The 20,118-nt window shown below is 67.4% G+C and carries 17 protein-coding genes; 6 read left to right on the forward strand and 11 right to left on the reverse strand.

Annotated elements, in window-relative coordinates; translation table 11 throughout:
- Positions 1 to 111 precede the first annotated feature (111 nt).
- The 4 genes from ACZ5V4_RS04650 (at position 112) to ACZ5V4_RS04665 (ending at position 6,055) form a co-directional block, all read left to right on the forward strand.
- Positions 112 to 624, forward strand: coding sequence for a CarD family transcriptional regulator (locus ACZ5V4_RS04650; RefSeq protein ID WP_464317003.1), 513 nt, complete (start codon positions 112 to 114; stop codon positions 622 to 624).
- A gap of 441 nt (positions 625 to 1,065) precedes the next feature.
- Positions 1,066 to 2,313, forward strand: coding sequence for a transcription termination factor Rho (rho, locus tag ACZ5V4_RS04655; RefSeq protein WP_464317004.1), 1,248 nt, complete (start codon positions 1,066 to 1,068; stop codon positions 2,311 to 2,313).
- 333 nt (positions 2,314 to 2,646) lie between these two features.
- Positions 2,647 to 4,452 carry a HAMP domain-containing methyl-accepting chemotaxis protein gene (locus ACZ5V4_RS04660; protein ID WP_464317005.1) on the forward strand — a complete coding sequence of 602 codons (1,806 nt, stop codon included), beginning with the start codon at positions 2,647 to 2,649 and terminating at the stop codon, positions 4,450 to 4,452.
- A gap of 148 nt (positions 4,453 to 4,600) precedes the next feature.
- Positions 4,601 to 6,055 (forward strand): M48 family metalloprotease, encoded by a 1,455-nt coding sequence (locus ACZ5V4_RS04665; RefSeq protein ID WP_464317006.1) that lies wholly within the window; start codon positions 4,601 to 4,603, stop codon positions 6,053 to 6,055.
- 9 nt (positions 6,056 to 6,064) lie between these two features.
- On the opposite strand, the gene ACZ5V4_RS04670 is transcribed toward ACZ5V4_RS04665, so the two are convergent.
- Entirely contained in the window at positions 6,065 to 7,462 is a 1,398-nt protein-coding gene (locus ACZ5V4_RS04670) for a sensor histidine kinase (RefSeq protein ID WP_464317007.1), read from the reverse strand.
- Positions 7,434 to 8,117 carry a response regulator transcription factor gene (locus tag ACZ5V4_RS04675; protein WP_464317008.1) on the reverse strand — a complete coding sequence of 228 codons (684 nt, stop codon included), beginning with the start codon at positions 8,115 to 8,117 and terminating at the stop codon, positions 7,434 to 7,436. The genes ACZ5V4_RS04670 and ACZ5V4_RS04675 overlap by 29 nt, the downstream gene beginning before the upstream one ends.
- A gap of 206 nt (positions 8,118 to 8,323) precedes the next feature.
- On the opposite strand from ACZ5V4_RS04675, the gene ACZ5V4_RS04680 reads away from it, so the two are divergent.
- Positions 8,324 to 8,482, forward strand: coding sequence for a hypothetical protein (locus tag ACZ5V4_RS04680; protein WP_464317009.1), 159 nt, complete (start codon positions 8,324 to 8,326; stop codon positions 8,480 to 8,482).
- Between the two features lie 133 nt (positions 8,483 to 8,615).
- Here the strand turns inward: ACZ5V4_RS04680 and ACZ5V4_RS04685 are convergent, their stop codons facing one another.
- The 4 genes from ACZ5V4_RS04685 to ACZ5V4_RS04700 all read right to left on the reverse strand — a co-directional run bounded on the left by ACZ5V4_RS04685 (position 8,616) and on the right by ACZ5V4_RS04700 (position 11,268).
- Positions 8,616 to 9,812 (reverse strand): vitamin-B12 independent methionine synthase, encoded by a 1,197-nt coding sequence (locus ACZ5V4_RS04685; RefSeq protein ID WP_464317010.1) that lies wholly within the window; start codon positions 9,810 to 9,812, stop codon positions 8,616 to 8,618.
- Positions 9,813 to 9,814: 2 nt separating this feature from the next.
- On the reverse strand, positions 9,815 to 10,579 hold the full coding sequence (locus ACZ5V4_RS04690) for an OsmC family protein (protein ID WP_464317011.1): 765 nt from the start codon (positions 10,577 to 10,579) through the stop codon (positions 9,815 to 9,817).
- Between the two features lie 64 nt (positions 10,580 to 10,643).
- Positions 10,644 to 11,009, reverse strand: coding sequence for a DsrE family protein (locus ACZ5V4_RS04695; protein ID WP_464317012.1), 366 nt, complete (start codon positions 11,007 to 11,009; stop codon positions 10,644 to 10,646).
- Positions 11,002 to 11,268: a sulfurtransferase TusA family protein gene (locus ACZ5V4_RS04700; RefSeq protein WP_464317013.1), complete on the reverse strand. Its 267-nt coding sequence runs from the start codon at positions 11,266 to 11,268 to the stop codon at positions 11,002 to 11,004. Before ACZ5V4_RS04700 ends, ACZ5V4_RS04695 begins: the two co-directional genes overlap by 8 nt.
- Before the next feature lie 313 nt (positions 11,269 to 11,581).
- On the opposite strand from ACZ5V4_RS04700, the gene ACZ5V4_RS04705 reads away from it, so the two are divergent.
- Positions 11,582 to 14,083: a PAS domain-containing sensor histidine kinase gene (locus ACZ5V4_RS04705; protein WP_464317014.1), complete on the forward strand. Its 2,502-nt coding sequence runs from the start codon at positions 11,582 to 11,584 to the stop codon at positions 14,081 to 14,083.
- A gap of 13 nt (positions 14,084 to 14,096) precedes the next feature.
- On the opposite strand, the gene ACZ5V4_RS04710 is transcribed toward ACZ5V4_RS04705, so the two are convergent.
- From ACZ5V4_RS04710 to ACZ5V4_RS04730, 5 genes are all read right to left on the reverse strand, one after another.
- Positions 14,097 to 15,674: a diguanylate cyclase gene (locus ACZ5V4_RS04710; RefSeq protein WP_464317015.1), complete on the reverse strand. Its 1,578-nt coding sequence runs from the start codon at positions 15,672 to 15,674 to the stop codon at positions 14,097 to 14,099.
- Between the two features lie 299 nt (positions 15,675 to 15,973).
- The gene (locus tag ACZ5V4_RS04715) at positions 15,974 to 16,519 is read right to left on the reverse strand and encodes a hypothetical protein (RefSeq protein ID WP_464317016.1); all 546 of its coding nucleotides are present in this window, start codon (positions 16,517 to 16,519) and stop codon (positions 15,974 to 15,976) included.
- Between the two features lie 105 nt (positions 16,520 to 16,624).
- A complete protein-coding gene (locus tag ACZ5V4_RS04720; protein ID WP_464317017.1) occupies positions 16,625 to 17,380 on the reverse strand; it encodes a hypothetical protein in 756 nt (251 codons plus the stop codon).
- A gap of 27 nt (positions 17,381 to 17,407) precedes the next feature.
- Entirely contained in the window at positions 17,408 to 19,246 is a 1,839-nt protein-coding gene (gene typA, locus ACZ5V4_RS04725; RefSeq protein ID WP_464317018.1) for a translational GTPase TypA, read from the reverse strand.
- A gap of 106 nt (positions 19,247 to 19,352) precedes the next feature.
- Complete coding sequence (locus ACZ5V4_RS04730) at positions 19,353 to 20,090, reverse strand: purine nucleoside phosphorylase YfiH/LACC1 family protein (RefSeq protein ID WP_464317019.1); 738 nt, start codon at positions 20,088 to 20,090, stop codon at positions 19,353 to 19,355.
- Positions 20,091 to 20,118 lie beyond the last annotated feature (28 nt).

The raw sequence follows: 20,118 nt of genomic DNA on the forward strand, positions 1-20,118 counted from the left end.
TCGCCAGAGCGCGGCCCGGCTCCTAGCCGTCGCGGCCGTCCTGCGACGGGACGGAGCGGGCATTCCCATCGCGTCTCCCCGGCTTTCGTCACAGCAAGGAGTGTCGCCCAAGTGTTTTCCCTGGACGAGTTGGTCGTTTATCCAGCCCAAGGTGTGGGCAAGGTCGAGCGCATCGAATCGCAGACCGTCGGCGGTCAGTCCGTCGATTTCTACATCGTGCGCATCCTGACCAACAACGTCACGCTGATGGTCCCGGTGAAGAACGCGGCCAACGTGGGCCTGCGCCATGTCTGCCCGGCCTCCGAGGCCGAGGAGATCATGGAGTCCCTGGCGGACCGCTCCACCTTCACGGGCTACACGGGCCAGAACTGGAACCGGCGCTACCGCGAATATTCCGAGAAGCTCAAAAGCGGCAACCTGGCCGACGTGGCCTACGTGCTCAAGGAGCTTCTGCTCATCGGCGGCGGCAAGGAGCTCTCCTTCGGCGAGCGCCGCCTGCTGGAGCAGGCCACGGGCCTGCTCACCCTGGAGGTGGCCTACGCCACGGGCCAGCCCCAGGAGGACGTCAAGGAGCGCATAAACACCCTCTTCGAGGACGTGCTCAAGCCGAAAACAGCCGAATGAGGCCCTGGGGGCACGCATTTTCCCCCTCCCTCCCCGCGCGCCCTTGACACCGATCCAAAATCATATATGGAGCCCTTGGGCACACTCGTTATTTAAATCACGACACACTTCGCGACACTTCGCCAGTAAAACGCCCGGGGCCGGACGGTCCCGGTAGGCATCCGCCGCATGCGGATTCTGTCGGATCGTTGCGCGAAAGGTGCGTTTTCGCGGAACAAAACCCGTATCAACGCTACAGCCACTGGCCCATCCGTGACCGGCGCGGAGCCGGGCCTCCCCAACAACAGACAAAATGTTCCTCGTTCCGCGGCGAGTTGCTATGCCTAGAACCGTTTTTACGAGACACTGCGTCGAGATTACTGACGCGCCCCCTCCCCTGGCCGGGCTTGCCGCCCGGCGGGACAACCTCCAGCCTTCTTCTCAATCCTGACGGAGTCTTCGATGAACCTATCGGATCTCAAACTCAAGAGCATGCCCGAACTCATGGAATTGGCCGCCCAATTCAACGTCGAGAACCCGAGCGGCATGCGCAAGCAGGAACTGATCTTCGGCATCCTGCAGAACTGCGCCTCCCAGAACGGCTCCATCTTCGGCGAGGGCGTGCTGGAAATCCTCCCCGACGGATTCGGCTTCCTGCGCTCGCCCATGTACAGCTACATGCCGGGCCCGGACGACATCTACGTGTCGCCCTCGCAGATCCGCCGCTTCGGCCTGCGCAAGGGCGACGTGGTCTCCGGCCAGATCAGGCCCCCCAAGGAGGGCGAGCGCTACTTCGCCCTGCTGCGCGTCTCCGAGATCTGCTTCCAGCCGCCCGAGGCCTCGAAGAACATCGTGCTCTTCGACAACCTCACCCCGCTCTACCCCAACCGCCGCATCGTGATGGAGAACGGGGACAAGAACTACTCCTCGCGCGTCATCGACCTGCTGGCCCCCATCGGCCAGGGACAGCGCGGCCTGATCGTGGCCCCGCCCCGCACGGGCAAGACCATGCTCCTGCAGACCATCGCCAACTCCATCAACGCCAACCATCCCGACGTCTACCTTATCGTGCTGCTCATCGACGAGCGCCCCGAGGAAGTCACGGACATGGAGCGCACGGTCAGGGCCGAGGTGGTCAGCTCCACCTTCGACGAGCCGCCCCAGCGCCACGTGCAGGTGGCCGAGATGGTCATGGAGAAGGCCAAGCGCCTGGTGGAGCGCAAGCGCGACGTGGTGGTGCTGCTGGACTCCATCACCCGCCTGGGCCGCGCCTACAACGCCGTGACCCCCTCCTCGGGCCGCGTGCTCTCCGGCGGCCTGGACGCCAACGCCCTGCAGCGCCCCAAGCGCTTCTTCGGCGCGGCGCGCAACCTGGAGGAAGGCGGCTCGCTGACCATCATCGCCACCGCGCTCATCGACACGGGTTCGCGCATGGACGAGGTGATCTTCGAAGAGTTCAAGGGCACCGGCAACATGGAACTCTACCTGGACCGCCACCTCTCCGAGAAGCGCATCTACCCCGCCATCGACATCAACCGCTCCGGCACCCGCAAGGAAGAACTGCTCCTGCCCGAGGATCAGCTCAACCGCGTGTGGATTCTGCGCAAGTTCCTCTCGCCCATGAGCCCCATCGACTCCATGGAGTTCCTCCTGGACAAGATGCGCGGCACCAAGAGCAACAAGGAATTTTTGGACATGATGAACCGCTAGGCCGCGCTTTTCGCCCGGCAGCGGTCAGTGATTTCAAATCTTTAATGCGATTCTTCCCCGGCGCGGCAGCGCGCCGGGGGAAGAGTCCGCGACTGGCGTCACGGGCGGGTTTGCGCCCCCCCACGCGAAAAAGGAGGCTCCGGCCTCCTTTTTTCGTGCTCCATGACCAGGTCTTTTGCCTTGTGGCCGCCTTGCATCGAACAGTTCTTTCGGGCTACTAGGAATATTCGGTATACGGCCTTCAGGCCCCGGCCCGGGAGGCGTCCCGGCCGGAAGTGCCCCGGTGCGGCCTTGCGGCGGCGGACCAATGTTCACCAGAAGACGGAGTTCAAGATGAAACTCTCCACCAAGCTGATCCTCTCCTTCGCGCTCATGCTGGCCCTGACCTGCGGGCTCGGGGCCTTCGCCCTGAAGGGCCTGTCCGACATCAACGACGACACCAAGGCCCTGGCCACCAACTGGCTGCCCAGCATCCAGGTGGTCGGGGAGTTGAGCAAGCAGATCAACCAGTTCCGCCGCTATGAGCTCGTGCACATTCTGAGCAGCGAAGAGAGCCAGATGCGTGACTACGAGAAACGCATGTCCGACTTGGTCGTGGAGATCGACAAGACAATCAAGAAATACGAGCCCATGATCAGCGAGCCAGAGGAACGAGCCAACTTCCCGAAGTTCCTTGATGATTGGAAGAAGTACCTCGACTTGCACAAGACCGTCCAACAGCTCGCGGCCAAGCACGAGAACGAGGCGGCCACCAAGATAGCGGCCGGAGACTCGGCCAGGACGTTCCAGTCCGCCCAGAAGTACCTGGACGCGATCGTGGAGGTGAACGCCAAGGGCGGCGGCAAGACCGCTGCCGAGGCTCTGGAATCCTACGCCACCGGCAGGACCATGACCGTGGCGGCCATGATCGTCTCCGTGCTCCTGGGCGCGGGCCTGGCCCTCCTGCTCAGCCGCAACGTGCTGGGCCAACTGGGCGAGGACCCGGGCTACCTGCGCACCGTGGCGGGGGAGATCGCCTCGGGCAACCTGGAGTTCGCGTTCAAGCCCGTGCACGGCCAGGGCGGCGTCTACGGGGTGCTGGTGAAGATGGTGGAAAACCTGAAGGCCAAGATAGCCGAGGCCGAGAACCAGTCCCGCGAGGCCGCCAGGGAGGCCGAGGCGGCCAAGGAGGCCTCCAGGCGCGCCGAGGAGGCCACGGCCATGGCCGAGCGCGCCAAGGCCGAAGGCATGCTCCAGGCCGCCGGAAGGCTCGAGGGCGTGGTGGAGGTGGTCACCTCGGCCTCCGAGGAGCTCTCCGCGCAGATCGAGCAGTCCAGCCGGGGCTCCGAGCAGCAGGCGCACCGCGTGGGCGAGACGGCCACGGCCATGGAGGAGATGAACGCCACGGTGCTGGAAGTGGCCAAGAACGCCTCCCAGGCCGCGGAAACCAGCGCCGGGGCAAGGATCAAGGCCGTGCAGGGCTCGGAAGTCGTCGGTCAGGTGGTCGAGATCATCGGGCAGGTGCTCACCAATTCGGAGCAGTCCCGCACGGACATGGGGGCGCTCGGCAAGCAGGCCGAGGGCATCGGCCAGATACTGAACGTCATCAGCGACATCGCGGACCAGACCAACCTCCTGGCGCTGAACGCGGCCATCGAGGCCGCCCGCGCGGGCGAGGCCGGGCGCGGCTTCGCGGTCGTGGCCGACGAGGTGCGCAAGCTCGCGGAAAAGACCATGACCGCCACCAAGGAAGTGGGCGAAGCCATCGGCGCCGTGCAGCAGGGCACGCGCAAGAACATCACCAACGTGGAGCAGACGGCCAAGGCCATCGAGGAGGCCACCCGCCTGGCCAGGCAGTCCGGCGAGGCCCTGGAGGAGATCGTGCACATGGTGGACCTGGCCGCGGACCAGGTGCGCTCCATCGCCACGGCCTCCGAACAGCAGTCCTCGGCCAGCGAGGAGATCAACCGCAGCCTGGAGGACGTCAACCGCATCTCCTCGGAGATGTCCGACGCCATGCGCCAGTCCGCCCAGGCCGTGGACGAGCTCGCCAACCAGTCCCAGGTGCTCAAGAACCTCATCGAGCAGATGAAGCGGGAGAGCGGCGCGGGCGCGGGGCAGGCCGGCCTGCCCGGAGCGGCCCGCAGGGCGCTTGCGTAGCCGCGAGCGGCCAGGCACCATGAGAAGCCGAGGCGGGCCAATGGTCCGCCTCTTTTTTTTCGCGTAACCCCGGCGCCTCTCCGGGCGACAATCCTTGAGCCCCCCGGAGGATGTTGCCAACCGCCCCGAAGGGTTTATAAGAGAGCCCATGCCGAGCCGCATCGCAGCCGTATCCCTTCGCGCCCTGGCCGTCATTCTGGCCGTGGCCCTCGTGCTCCCCTCCCCCCTGGCCGTGGCCCCTGCCCGCGCGGGCTACTTCAGCTTCGGCATCAAGGAGGAGAAGGAGCTCGGCGACAAGTTCAACGTGCTCATCCGCTCCAAGCTGCCCATGATCGAGGACTCCGAGGTCGTGGACTACGTGCGCGGCATCGTGGAGCGCCTGGCCCAGCAGATGCCCCCGCAACCCTTCCGGTTCAGCGTGGCCGTGGTCAAGGACAACGCCATCAACGCCTTCGCCGCCCCGGCGGGCTACGTCTTCGTGTTCACCGGGCTCATCCTGAACATGGAGCACGAGTCCGAGGTGGCGGGCGTGCTGGCGCACGAACTGGCCCACGTGACCCAGCGCCACATCGCCAAGCGCGTGGAGCAGGGGCGCGTGCTGAGCATCGCGGCCATGCTGGGCGCCCTGGCGGGCTTCGCCCTGGGCGCGGCCACGGGCCAGCGCGACGCGGCCGGGGCCATGATGATCGGCTCGCAGGCGGCGGCCCAGCAGACCATGCTCAACTATTCCCGGGACGACGAGCGCGAGGCCGACGAGGTGGGCATGAACTACCTCACCGCCGCCGGGTACCCCCCGCGCGGCCTGCCCGAGGCCTTCGACATCATGCAGAAGATGAAGATCTTCAAGGGCTACGGCTCCATCCCGGCCTACCTCTCCACCCACCCGGAGATCAACGAGCGCATCGGCTACCTCGGCGAGCGCGTGAGCCGCATGCCCAAGAACGTGGCCAACCGCCCGGACAAGGACGAACGCTTCCTGCGCGTGCAGACCATCATCCGCGCCCGCTACGGCGACCCGCAGACGGTGATCGCCTACTACGCCAAGAAGGGCCAGGCCATGACCAAGGTCGACCGCCTGGGCCTGGCCATGGCGCTCGGGCGCACCAACGACAACGCCAAGGCCCGCGAGGCCTTCGAGGCGGCCCTGCGCGAGGGCGGAGACGACGCGCTCTGGCTGCGCGAGGCCGGGCGGTTCTACCTGAAGGTGCGGGATTTCTCCCGCGCGGGCGACGTGTTGCGCCGCGCCGTGCAGGCCAACCCCAACGACATGGTGGCCTCTGCCGAATACGCCCAGATCCTGGCCCAGGAGCGCCGCTACACGGAAGCCCTGCGCCTGATGAACAGGGTGTCGGCCTTCGCGCCCGAATCGCCCGAGGTCCGCCAGCAGCTCGGGCGCATCCAGGGCGAATCCGGCGACCTCTTCCACGCCTACCTGAACATGGCCTACGCGGCCGTGTATTCCAACAACCCGCGCCAGTCCATGATTCAGATGGACAAGGCCAAGGGCCTGGCCAAGTCCGAGGAGGACAGGAAGGAATACGCGAAGCTGGAGAAGGTCTTCAAGGAAAGGAGCGAACACTGGCCCAAGGGCCAGCCGTTCTGAGGCGAGGAATCACGCGGCAGGCAGGCTGAAGGTGAACGCGCTGCCGCGCCCCACCTCGCTCTCCACCCGTATCTCGCCGCCGTGGGCCTTGAGCACGGCCCGCACCAGCGAGAGCCCCAGGCCCAGGCCCCGGTGCGAACGGCTCTTGTCGCCCCGGTAGAGGCGCTCGAAAATCCTGGGCATGTCCTCCGCCGGGATGCCCTCCCCCTCGTCGCTCACCGTCACGCAGACCATGGCGTTGGCCAGCCGCCCGGCCACGCGGACCCTCCCGCCCGGCCGGGAATACTTGAGCGCGTTGTCCAGCAGGTTGGCCAGCACCTGACGCACGCGGCCCCGGTCGGCCATGGCGTACAGGCCTTGGTCCGCCGCCACCTCCAGGCTCACCCCGCCCTCCTGGGCCAGGTACTCGTACACGTCGGCGCTCTCCTGGATGATCCCGGCCACGTCCAGGCGCTCCATCTCCAGGTGCATGGTTCCCGTCTCGGCCTCGGAGATGTCCATGAGCGTGTTGAGCGTGGTGCGGATGCGCTCGTTCTCCTCGGCGATGTCCATGAGCGCCTCGCGCAGGCCCCGCTGTGAGAGGTTCGATTGCAGTGCCGTCTCCACCACGGCCTTGGCCCTGGTCAGGGGGGTGCGCAGGTCGTGGGCCACGTTGTCCAGGGCGTCGCGCATGCCCTGGATGAGCGTGGAGATGCGCCCGAGCATGGAGTTGAACAGGCTGGCCAGCTCGTCGAGCTCGTCGCCGCTGCCGCGCGTGGGCACGCGGGCCTCCAGGCTGCCGCCGCCGATGGAGTTCACCGTGGCGATGAGGTCGCGCACCGGGGCCAGGGCCCGGTTGGCCAGCACCGCGCCCACGCCCACGCCCACGATGACCACCGTGGCCGTGATGAAGAGGAAGATCTGCTGGAACTGCGCGAGAAGCAGCTCGCGCTGCCTGGCGTCGCCGCCCACGACGATCAGCGCGCCGCTGGTCAGCTTCCGGGAGCTGAACTCGTAGATGCCGCCGCCGGGCCGCGAAGGCCCCCAGAGCCACCACCTGGAGCCTTCCCTGGCCTGGGCGTCCACCTCCTTCTTCGGAGGCAGCTCCCAGCCCGAGGGCGCGATGGTCAGGAGCTCCGCGCCGGAGGGGTCCAGGATGCGCACGTAGGAGTCCACCTCCTCGGACTCCTCGGCGTCGCGGCGGATGTACTCCACCAAAGCCGAGGCCCCCTTGGTGCGGTCGATGAAGGCGTATTCGTTGATCTTTTCGGAGAGGTACTTCTGGTCCTGGCCGCGCACCACGTTGGCCAGGAGCACGTAGGCCATGACGAAGAGCACCAGCGAGCTCGCGATGAAGAGGAACGCGTAGCTGGCTGTCAGCCTAAAGACCGTGCTGCGCCTAATCCTGCCGAGGAGGCTTGAGGACATAGCCCACCCCGCGCAGAGTGGAGAGCATCTTGGGCTCGAAATCGCGGTCGATCTTGTTGCGCAAGCGGCAGACCAGCACGTCCACGACGTTGGTCTGGGGGTCGAAGTTGTAGTTCCAGACGTGCTCCATGATCATGGTCTTGGAGAGCACCTTGCCGGGGTTGCGCATGAAGAATTCGAGCAGGGAGAACTCCCTGGGCTGGAGGCTTATGGGCGCACCGTCGCGCACCACCTCGCGCGTGAGCAGGTTCATGGACAGCCCGCCCACGCCCAGGTGCGTGGTCTCGGCCGCGCTGGTGGAGCGCCTGATCAGGGCCTGGAGCCTCGCCAGAAGCTCCGCGAAGGAGAAGGGCTTGGAGAGGTAGTCGTCCCCGCCCGTCTGGAGCCCTTTGACCCTGTCGTCCACCGAGCGCTTGGCGGAAAGGATGATCACCGGGGTGTTCACCTTGTGCTTGCGCATCTCCTCGATGAGCTTGAGCCCGTCGAGGCCCGGGAGCATGAGGTCCACCACGGCGGCGGCGTAGGTTTCGGAGAGGGCCATGTGCAGGCCGTCCGCCCCGTCCTCGCAGTGGTCCACGGCGAAACCGTTCTGTTTGAGGCCCTGGGCGATGAACGCGGCGATCTTGGAATCGTCTTCCACGAGCAGAATGCGCATGATTCTGGGAGATAGACCCGCGCAGGGCGCGCTGTCAACGACACCGCACGACGCCACGATTTCAATTCTGTAACTGCGCGGAAAGGGGCCGGTAATGGGCCCGCGCGTAGCCACCTTCAAACACGATGCGGACGTGCCGCGACAGCGAAACAATGCTGCGCGCCCCCACGCCCGTCCGCAGTCCGCAACACTCAAGGAGATTCGTAATGAAAAAGGCTCTCGTCATCGCCATCGCTTCCTTTCTGCTCATGACCTCCGCCGCCTTCGCCTTCGAAGGCAAGTCCTCCATCGAGAAGAAGGGCTCCTACATCGAGCAGATGGCCAAGAAGGCCAAGAAGACCAAGAAGGCCGCCCCCGCCAACTAGTACACGCTTACTGCCTGCCGAGCCTTTCCCGGTACGTCCGGGAGAGGCCCGGCGACAGCCGGAAAAGGACCCGCGAGGGTCCTTTTTTCGTGCCCGCGGAAAAGCTGGAAGACTCCCTCCGGAGCTTGCTCCCTCAGCCGCCGTGCCTGGCCCGGAGCAGCCCGGCTGCGCGGGCGATGCTCGTTATCTTGGCCTCGGCAACGTCCTCCACGTTCACGCAGCGGTTGGCGAAGCAGCCGAAGCCGCAGTCGGTGTTCAAGAAGAGCTGCGACGGCCCGTAGAATTCCAGGGCCTTTTCGGCCTGGGCCGCGATGGCTTCCGGCTCCTCGACTTCCACGGTCCTGGGGTTGACCACCCCGAGGCCGAGTTCGCGCGCGAGCGTCGTGCCCGGCACGTTGCCCGAGAGCGCCCGGCCCACCACCTCGATCTCGCCCGCGCGGGGCGTGGCGTACTCCAGCACGAACTGGCGCACGCGCATCTTGGTCAGCGCGGGGAGAAGCGGGCGGTAGTCGCCCGTGAGCAAAACGTCCTCGCGCGTGCTCCAGTTGCCCCGGCAGATGTGCAGGCCGATGCGCGGGGCCTTGGGCGCGTCCACCACGCCTTCGACTATCCTGTTCACGAGTTCGGCTGCGTAATCGAGTTCTTCACCCACGTCACGGCGGGTGGCGAGCGTGGCTCACATGAACGTTCGGCGGCCGCACTCCCCGCTCATGACCACTTCCGTGAGCACGGGCTCGTCGAACTGCACGAACTCGGACCCGGCGGCGGCCAGGTCCAAAAGCTCCTCGCGCAGGATGCGCACCACGTCGTCGCCCATCTCCCGCTGGGAGCCGTAGGCCTTCTTCGTGTAGGACCCGACCCACATGGAGCGCGTGAGCAGGTAGGGCCCGGGCAGGGTGATCTTCACGGGCTTGTCCGTGAGCGATTTGACGAAGCGGAAGTCGGCGAGCGCCAGGGGCTCGCGCCGCGAGAGCCTGCCCATGCAGGTGGGGTTGCGGATGGCCGAGGCGGGCACGTCCAGGGTGGTCAGCATCTCCTCGAAGCCGGACTTGTCCTCCATCTCGTCGAGCATCTCGGCCAGGCTCATGAGCCTGGTGCCCTCCAGCTTCTCGGTGACGAACGAATAGAAGTTGTCCCGGCGGTGCTCGCCGTCCACGAGCACGTCCAGGCCCGCGCGCTCCTGGATGGCCACGGTGCGGCGGACCTCCTCGTCGGCCACGCGGTCGAACCCGGCACGGCTCAAGCTTCCGGCGCGCCTGTCGCGCAGGGCGCGCAGCATCTTTTTGGAACGGGGCCAGCTGCCGACCTGGGTGGTGGTGAAGGCCGCCATGCTCAGGCCACCGTGAACGTGGTCTTGAGCGCCACGGCCTTGGCCAGGGTGGCGGCCAGGGGGGAGCGGGCCACCGCCGCCTCCCAGGCCTCCCGCGCCCTGCCCTCGTCGTCCAGGGTGGTCGCGAAGCAGCGCGCCTCGATGGACTTGAACGACGGGTCGCCCTCCTCCATGCCCAGGTGCGCCAGGATGTTTACGAGCGTCCCCTTCACCGTGACCTCCACGTCGTCCATCTCGATGCCCCGGCGCGAGCACTCCGTGGCGTAGCCCGTGGCCAGCGCGGCCCCGAGCGCGCCCAGGAGCGCCTCCACGGCGCTGGGGTGCCGGTCGCGCTCCTCGAAGCTCGCCGGCTGGCCCAGCTTCCAGGAAAAATTGCGGCAGTAGACCACGCCGGTCTGCCCCTCCCCGGCGCGCACCCGAAGGCGCCACTCGTACTGCCTGGCGCGGCGCTTGTCCTCCTCCAGGGCGCGGCGCTCGTCCTCGTCCCCGGCGGCCCGCGCGCCCGCGCCCCTGCGCAGGAAGTAGCGCACGCCGGACTCGCCGGGCAGGCTGCCCAGGTACTCGTGGCCGGAGAGCCTGCACCAGGGAGGGAGGTCGTCGGCCACGGTGGGTTCGCGGCTCACCATCTCCATCACCTCCCCGGGCGGGACCGTGAGCATGTGTTCGCGGATGAGCAGGGCCAGGCCGGAGCCGCAGTCCAGGTCGCCGCCGTCGAAAACCACGGCGGGGCTCAAGGCCGACAGGCCTTCGGGTGTGAGCGCCGTCATCGAGCGGTCCTCCCGCGTGAAGCGCCCGCGCCGGGAGCGTCCCCGGCGCGGGCAGTGATCGAAACTAGTAGGCCACGCAGGGCGAGCCGTTGGAAAGCCACTCCACCAACACGGCCCCGCCCGCCGGGACCGCGCCCTCGATCAGGTCCGCCTCGGAGAGCCCGCGCTTCTTCAGGCAGGGCGTGCAGACGCAGATCTTGCCGCCCGCGCCCAGGAACTTGGCGATGAGCTCCTTGAGCGGAGCGAACGGCGCGCCCTCGTCGATCTTCTCGGCCTCGCCCTTCACGGCGCAGTACACGCCGTCGGTGGAGAGGAAGATCATGGTGTCCTTTTCGCTGCCCAGGGCCGCGTTGGCCACCACGAAACCTAGGGTGGCCTTGTCGCCGTCGGTGCGGCAGTGGGTGATGGTCACGCAGAATTTCTCAGCCATTTCCCTGCTCCTTGAGTTCGGGTTTGAGTTCGATCAGATAGTAGGGATGGTCCATGTCCAGAAGGGCGTTTCTGGTCATGCGGCACCAGGCCGGGAACTCCACCCTGGCGGCGGGGTCCTTGGAGACAAGCAGCACGCGCGTGCCTGGTGGCAGGGGCTTGACGTAGGTGTGCAGGTTGATGATCACCCGCCCGCACGTCTCCTCGCCGCCGTCGAATTCGTCGTCGAAGCTCCAGTGCTCCGGCCTGTGCTCTCTCATGCCGCCTCGCTTTGCCCGGCGCCGGCCGGACAGGTCTGCGCGACAATGGAAACCATGCGGAAAGAAAGGGCAAATCGTTTGTCGTTATCCGGCTGACACGCCACCATAGACACAGCCTATTGAGCAGGGCGGACACCGGCTATAAACTCTGCCCGGCCCGGGGCGACTTGACCGCCCATGGACGAATCCGTAGTATAATAGAGGGTGGTCTTCGATACGGACAGACTGATTCGAAACGAACGGGTGCCCTTAACGAATGGATTCCAACTGGATCATATCCGCGGTTTCAGCACGCCTGGTCAGCAGTCTCACGTTGATTCTCATCTTCGCGTACATGGGCGCCCGCTTCCGGGAACCGTTTCTCAAATGGTGGCTGTGGGCATGGATCTTCAACGCAGTCAAGTTCGCCCTGTTCCTGACCGGACTCTCCCTCGGCCGCCCGCCCCTGCTCTTTGCCGCCGAGAACCTGATCACCCTGGCGGGCTCCGTGGCCATCCTGCGCGGCACGGAAATGCTCCTGGGCCGCCCCTGGGGCAAGTACTGGCCCCTGGCGGGCGCGTGCCTCGCCGCCTGGATCGCGGCCGCCCCGCTGGCCGGGGCCTCCAGGGCCGGGGTCGAATATCCGCTCTATTTCTACGCCGGGTTCCTGCACATCCTGGCCGGGGTGACATTCCTGCGCCAGGAGCGGCTCATGGGCCTGGCGGGCCGGCTGACCGGCTGGGCCCTCATCGCCTGGGGCCTGCACCAGATGGACTACCCGCTGCTTCGGCCCCTGGGCATCTTCGCGCCGTGGGGCTTCGTCATCGCGGCGGCGCTCAGCACGCTGGCCGGGGTCGGGCAGCTCCTGTGGTATTTCGAACTGACCCGGGAACGCCTGCGCGTGAGCGAGGGCCGGTACCGTGAACTCTTCGACGTGGCCCCGGTGGGGATCATGCTCCTGGAAGAGGGCCGGGGCGTCCTGGAGATCAACGCCAAGGGCCTGGAGATGTTCGGCGCGCGGGTCCGGGACATGGTCGGCGCGCGCCCGGACTCCTTCATCCACCCCGACGACCTCAAGGCCCTGCCCGACCGCGCCGTGCGCGACAACCTGGGCCCGGGGCAGGCCACGCGCCTGACACGGCGCTACAGGCGCGCCGGCGGCGGCTACTTCTCCGCAGAGGTGGACGTGCTGCGCCTGGGCAGGGAAAACCGCTTCCTGGTGATCTTCGAGGACGTCACTCGCGCGCTGGACGACAGGGAGCGCCTGGCACAGAGCGAGGAGCGCTTCCGCACGCTCGTGGGCAACATCCCCGGGGCGGTCTACCGCTGCGCCAATAACCAGAGCTGGACCGTCGCCTACGCGAGCGACGGCGTCGAAGAACTCACCGGGTACCCGGCCTCCGATTTCACCGGGCGCGGCACCAGGTGCTTCGCGGACGTCATCGCCCCCGAGGACCGGGAAATGGTTTGGGAGACCGTGCAGCACGCGGTCAAGCGAGGAAGCGTCTACGACCTGGAGTACCGCATCCTGCACAAGGACGGCCGGGTCCCCTGGGTGCACGAGCGCGGGCGCGGGGTGCGCGGGGCCTCGGGCGAGCTGCTCTGGCTGGACGGGGTGATCCAGAACGCCACCGAGCGCAAGAACGCCGAGGACTCCCTGCGCAAGGCCCTGGCCTTCAACCAGATGCTCATGCGCCACGCCCCCGTGGGGCTCTCCGTCTACGATGGAGAAACCGGCCAGTGCGTCGCGGCCAACGACGTGCTCGGGGACCTGCTGGGCGACCGGGACGGGCACCTGACCCCGCGAGGCTTCAGGGACTACCCCGTCTGGCGCGAGACCTCTCTCGCGGCCACGGCCGAGGAAGCCCTCTCGGGCCTGGGCATGCGCCGCAAGGACGTCCGCGTGAAGGACCCGGACGGCAGGGAGGCAGTGCTCGAGTGCGTGTTCGCGCGCTTCGACGTGGACGGGAAGCCCTACCTGCTGCGCGTCGCCCAGGACATCTCTTCCAGGGTGCGCATGGAGGAGGTCATGATCCAGACGGAAAAGATGATGAGCGTGGGCGGGCTCGCGGCGGGCATGGCCCACGAGATCAACAATCCCCTGGGCGGCATCCTCCAGGCCTCGCAGGTGGTGCTCGCGCGCCTGAGCGACGACTCACCCGTCAACCGCAAGGCGGCCGAGGAGGCAGGGTGTTCCATCGAGAACCTGCATGCGTTCGTGAAGAAGCGGGAGGTCGCAACCCTTCTGGAGCACATCCGGGGCTCGGCCAAGCGCGCGGCCAAGATCGTGGCCGGGATGCTCGAATTTTCGCGCCCCAGCGGCTCGGCCCCGGCCGAGGAGGACCTGCGCGCGGTGCTGGACCGGGCCGTGGAGCTCTGCCAGAGCGATTACGACCTGAAGAAGCACTACGATTTCCGGCACATCCGCATCGAGCGCCGCTACGAGGAGAACCTGCCCCCCGTGCGCTGCTCGCGCACGCAGATCGAGCAGGTGTTCATGAACATCCTGCGCAACAGCGCCCAGGCCATGCACGCGCGACCGGCCGAAGGCCTCCCCCCGGTCATCACGCTGCGAGCGTCCACGGAAAACGGCTTCGTGCGCGTGGAGATCGCCGACAACGGCCCGGGCATGGACAAGCCCACGCGCAGGCGCATCTTCGAGCCCTTCTTCACCACCAAGGGCCCCGGCGAGGGCACCGGCCTCGGGCTTTCCGTGTCCTACTTCATCGTCACGTCCAACCACGCCGGGCACATCGAGGTGGATTCCGAGCCCGGCCGGGGAACGGCCTTCATCATCCGGCTCCCGCTGGCGGCTTCGGACGCCCGGGGGCAGTGAGCCCCGGGCGCGCTCAGATCATGCAGGCGGTGGACTTCTCCACCCTGTCGCGGCCCTGGGCCTTGGCCATGTACAGGGCCTGGTCGGCCGCGGTGTAGAGCGCGGAGTAGTTCTGGATGGAGGGGCACACGTCGGCCACGCCGATGCTCACGGTGCAGCGCACCTCCGCCTGCGCGGCGTCGCCTCCCCGGGCCAGTACCGCCCCCCCCACGGCCTCGCGGATGCGCCCGGCCACGGTGGCGGCCTCGTCCAGGCCGGTCTCGGGCAAGAGCACCGCGAATTCCTCGCCGCCGATGCGCGCGGCGAAGTCGTTGCCGCGCACCGTGGCCACGATGAGCCGCGCCACGCTCATGAGCACGGCGTCGCCCACGGGGTGGCCGTGGCGGTCGTTGACGGCCTTGAAGTGGTCCAGGTCCAGGAGGATCATGGCCAGGGGCCTGTCGTAGCGAAGCGCCCGTGCTATCTCGCGCTCCACGATCTCGTTGAAGCGTTTGCGGTTGCGAAGCCCGGTGAGGATGTCCGTGTTGGCCTGGGCGATGAGCTCGGCCTCGGCGTCGCGCAGCTTGGCCATGGCCTGGCGCAGGCGCTTGTTGAGCCTGCGCAGGTAGTCCACGGACGCGGCCAGCCAGAGAAACATCAGGAGCGCCGGGATCACCAGGGCCAGGTGCTGGCTGATGAAATCCCCCACGCGGACCTTGCCGAAGTCCTCGTAGGGCGGCACGCGCAGGTCGCGCATGATCAGGTGGATGGATTCGTAGGGCAGCGGCACGGTCCACTCGCGGCCTTCGCCCGGCCCCCCCTGCTCGGGGCCGTCCCGCATGAGCAGGAGCGCGGCCGCGACCTGTCCGGCCAGGCTGTCCGGGGTGTGGCTCAGCTTGGCGAACGGCCACTCGGGCACGAGCTGCGTGGAGGAGAGGAAGGGGAAGGCCCCCTCGGGGCGAAACCCCGGGGGCTGCACGAGCTTGAGCTCCCCCGGGTCCAGCCTGCCCTCGATCATCAGGCGCTCCAGGGTGTCCGTGCGCACCGTGCCCACGTCTGCGCGCCCGGCGAGCACCTCCTCCACCACCTTGTCGTGGGTGCCGGAGAACATGAGCGCGGCCAGATCCTTCTCCGGGTCCAGGCCCATGCGGCGCAGCGTGTCCCAGCCCAGGAGCCAGCCCCCGAGGGAGAAGCGCGACGTGGCGGCCATGCGCTTGCCCTTCACGTCCTTGAGGGTGGCGATGTCGCCCCGGTCGGCCCGGGCGATGAACACCCCCCCGAACCTGGCCGAGGCCTTGCCGCCGACGCGGTTGACCAGGGTGGCGATGCGGATGACGTCGTAGCGGACCTCGAGGTTCACGTACATGGACGGGTTGACCACGATGAAGTCCACGAAGGCCCCGGCCACTGCGGGCTCGATGTCCTCGAAGCGCAGGGGGACGAGAGAGAAGCGGTGCCCGGGCATGGCCTGGCGCAGGCCGCGCATCATGCCGTCCCAGTCTTCCGGGCATTTTTCCAGGCCCCGGTTGGCCAGCACGCCGATGCGGATGTTCTCGAAGCGCCCGGCGTCGTCGCAAAAAGCCCTGCCCGGGAAAAACGCCGCAACGAGCACGGCCAGGAACGCCAGAATGAAGAGGGCTCCACGACGAACCAGCGGTTGCTCCGTCCGGGAAGGGATCGCGCTTGAGAGGGCCGCGTAAGGCAGTGGCATATGGGTATCTTCTTATCAACACAAAGGATTTCGGCAAGCGGCAATCGAAAATGTGTCTTTTTGCCCCATTTTGGCCCTTTTCGTGGCAGGATTTCCCTAGCACGACCTACGGAAATCCCTTCCTTTTCCTCATGCCGGAATAAAAAAGGCGCGCCCGAAAGCGCGCCTGGAAAGGGTCCGCGTGAACGCGGGGCGGCGGATCAGTCCTCCATCCGGCCGATTTCCCTCATCTGGCTGGACGGGCAGGTGTCGCAGGAGTGGCACGTCTCGCAGCCGCCCTTGTAGGGGTAGGCGGTGAAGACCACATAGGTCCTGTTCATGGTGCTGTTCTCGTTCCATTCGAGGCCCAGCTTCTTGAACTTCTTGCGGGCCTCGCGCGAGGGCGTGGGCATGGGCATGCAGCCCCCGATCAACTCGGGCATCACGCTCTGGGCCGCGCTCAAGACCAGGGTGATGGCCAGGTGGTGGAAGGCGAAGCCGTGCTGGGCGTTCTCCTCGAAGGCCTTCTGGACCTCGGCCTCGGTGTCCTCGTCCAGGTAGACCAGCAAAAAGCCGTCGTCCGCGTCCTTCCTGGTCGGATCCATGCGGTAGGCCTTGATCTGCCCTTCCCACTTGGTCCAGTACTTCTCGAGGAGTTCGGCCAGGGGCTGCTCGATGCGCATAAGCCCGCTGATCTCCATGTAGTATTCCAGGTCGAATTCGGGCTGGGTCTGGATCTTGTCCAGGCTCATGTTTTCCTTGCCCACGCTGTGCTCCTTGGGAAAATTGAGGTGGCGAAGGGGTGTAGCCTGTTTGCGCCCGGGGGGCAACTTCCCCCCGGCGGGACGCCCGGCGCTGCCCGCCGGCCCGCACTACCTGGCGGCCGCCGGCAGGTCCACGGCCAGGAGCAGCACGCGCTTGTCCCCGCCGGAGAACGAACCCAGGAAGCGCTCCATGCCCTTGGGGTCGGCCAGGTCCATCTTGTGCGCGCCGGATTTGGGCGTGGCCTGGTAGAGCCAGCGCGAGCCCGAGGAGCCGGGCAGGATCACGCCCACGTGGTAGTGCTGCAGGGTGTAGCCCGCGCGCCTGCCGGTCTGGCTGAAGCTGACCAGGCAGGCCTGGTTCGGGCCGATCAGGGAGAGCGCCTTCTTCCAGGCGGCCCTGTCCGCCACGGGGAAGCCCAGGCTGGCCTTGCCGCTGTCGGCGGAAGAGAGAGCCCTCGGCTCAGGGGTCAGCCAGCGTCTGGGCAGGCCCTCGGTGAGGTTCAGGATCAGGTCGAAGCCGAAGTCCCAGTCCTGGCCCATGGACGCGCCCGGCCCCGAGTCGCCCAGGCGGTCGCGCGCGGCCTGGCGGATGGTGGGGCCGCCCGGGGCGAGAAGGCGCATGAGCGCAAAATCCAGCCCGGAGCAGTTGAGCCCCGGGGTGGAGAAGGACTGTTCGGGGTGCTCGAAGAGCGTCCAGCGGCCGGACTCGTCGCGCACGCCGTCGGGCCGGTAGGGGATGCCGAGCAGGCTGTCCGCCCTGGCCGTGAGGTCGGCCGCCCGCGCCGGGGCGCGGGTGAGCCCGGCGCAGAGCGCCAGGGCCGCCAGCGCGGCCCCGGCCAATCTCGAAAGACGCGGCCTGCCCATGTCCGAGCCTCCTCGCGCCCCGCTTCCCTACGCCCCGGCCTTCTTCTTCTGGCCGTGGAGCATGTGGCGCTTGGAGGCCGACAGCTCGGTCTTGCGCAGCCGGATGGACTGCGGCGTCACCTCCACCATTTCGTCCTCGCGCACGAAGTGGATGGCGCGCTCCAGCGTCATGGGCCGCACCGGGGTGAGGATGATGTTCTCGTCCTTGCCCGAGGCGCGCATGTTGGTGAGCTTCTTCTCTTTCGTGGGGTTCACGTCCAGGTCGTTGTCGCGGTTGTGCTCGCCCACGATCATGCCCTCGTACACGGGGTCGCCCGGGGCCACGAACAGCTCGCCGCGCGGCTCCAGGTGGAAGAGCGCGTAGCCCACGGCCTGCCCCAGGCGGTCGGCCACCAGCGAGCCCGTGAAGCGCGTGGGGAAGTCGCCCCGGTGGGGCTCGTAGCCCTCCAGGTAGGAGTTCATGATGCCCGTGCCCTTGGTGTCGGTGAGGAACTCGTCGCGGTAGCCGATCAGCCCGCGCGAGGGCACGGAGAACTCCATGCGCACGCGGCCCTTGCCGTGGTTCACCAGGTTGACCATGCGGCCCTTGCGGATGGAGAGCTTCTCGGTGACCACACCCAGGAAGGTCTCGTCGCAGTCGACGAAGACGCGCTCGATGGGCTCCAGGCGCTTGCCGTCCTTCTCCTTGTAGATCACCTCGGGCCTGCCCACGGAGAGCTCGAAGCCCTCGCGGCGCATGGTCTCGATGAGGATGGCCATCTGGAACTCGCCGCGCCCCTTGACGATGAAGCTGTCCTTGTCCTCGCTCTGCTCCACCTTGACGGCCACGTTGGAGAGGGATTCGCGCTCCAGGCGCTCGAGAATCTTGCGCGACTGCACGATCTTGCCCTCGCGCCCGGCCAGGGGCGAGGTGTTGATGGCGAACTTCATGGACACGGTGGGCTCGTCCACGGTGATGCGCGGCAGGGCCTTCTGGGCCTGGACGGTGCAGATGGTGTCGCCGATCTTCACGTCCTCGATGCCCGAGAGCACGATGGTGTCGCCGGGCGAGGCGTCGGTGGCGTCCACGAGGCTCGGGCCCTGGTAGGTCTGCAGGCGCGTGACGCGAAGCTGCTTCACCTCGCCGCCCTCGCCCATGCAGACCAGGGTCTCGTTCTGGCGCGCCGAGCCGTTCATCACCCGGCCGATGGCCAGCCTGCCCAGAAAGTCGGAGTAGCCGAGGTCGGCCACGAGCATCTGGAAGGGCGCGGTGGAGTCGTAGCGCGGGGCCGGGATGTTCTTGAGGATCGCGTCGAAGAGCGGGGTCAGGTCCTTGCCTTCGGCCTCCAGGCTCTCTTTGGCCATGCCCTCGCGGCCGATGGCGTAGAGCACGGGGAAGTCGAGTTGCTCCTCGTTGGCGTCCAGGTCGATGAAGAGGTCGTAGATCTCGTCCAGCACCTCGCCGGGGCGGGCGTCCTTGCGGTCGATCTTGTTCACCACCACCATGATGGTCAGCCCGCGCTCCAGGGCCTTCTTGAGCACGAAGCGGGTCTGGGGCAGCGGGCCCTCGGAGGAGTCCACCAGCAGGATGGCCCCGTCGGCCATGACCAGCGAGCGCTCCACCTCCCCGCCGAAGTCGGCGTGGCCGGGGGTGTCGATGATGTTGATCTTCACGCCCTTCCAGGACACGGCGCAGTTCTTGGCGGCGATGGTGATGCCGCGCTCGCGCTCCAGGTCCATGGAGTCCATGACGCGGTCGTCGACTTCCTGGTTTTCGCGGAAGGTGCCGCTCTGGCGGAACATGGCGTCCACGAGCGTGGTCTTGCCGTGGTCGACGTGGGCGATGATGGCGATATTGCGGATGCTCTCGTTGGAGGAAGTGTTCATGCGGGGGTTCTCCGGAATTTGTGGAGGCCACTCCATAAGGCCCGCAAGCCCCCCTGGCAAGCGAAAGTCCGGTGACGCGGCCGATTGACCGCTCGCGGGAGGGCCGTCACCGCCCCTCCTCGATCCAGACCAGGCTGGCCTGCCTGCCCGAGGCTCCCCTGTCGCGCCTGTAGGAGTGGAACTCCCGAAGCGAGCGCGTGCACAGGTCGATGCCCAGGATGCGCTCGGGCCTTATCCCGGCCTCGGCCAGTTGGCGGCGCGTGAGCCGCCAGAGGTCCACGGTGCCCGTGGCCGGGTCGAAGAATTCCCGGAAGTCCGCTCCGAACTCGGCCTCGAAGTTGGTGAACTCGCTGGCCGCCGGACCCAGGCTCGGGCCGCGCACGGCCCACAGCTCCGCCGGGTCCAGGCCGTAGCGGGCGCAGAAGTCCCGCACGCCCGACTGCGGGAATCCGATCACGTTGCCGCGCCAGCCCACGTGCAGCGCGGCCACGTGGCGCGCGCCCTCGTGGGCCAGGAGGATGGGCTGGCAGTCGGCGGTCTTGACCACCAGGGCCATGCCGGGCGCGCTGGTGGCCGAGCCGTCCGCCACCAGCACGGAGGACGCGTCCAGGGCCACGGGGTCGGGCTCGAAGGCCATGTCCGCCCCGTGCACCTGTTTGAGCGAGCACCAGCCGGAAAAGCCCAGGGCGTCCTTGAGGGCCTGCCTGTTGGCGGCCACGGCCTGCGGGTCGCGGGCCGTGCCCAACGCGATGTTGCCGCGTTCCGGGCCGGACTGGGCCGTGGTGAAGGCGGCGCGCACCCCGGGCACGCCGGGAAAACAGAACGGAATCACTGTCGGGCTCATGAATCTTCCCATGTCCAGAAGTTGCGGG

The sequence above is a fragment of the Fundidesulfovibrio sp. YSD1 genome, from assembly GCF_055397115.1.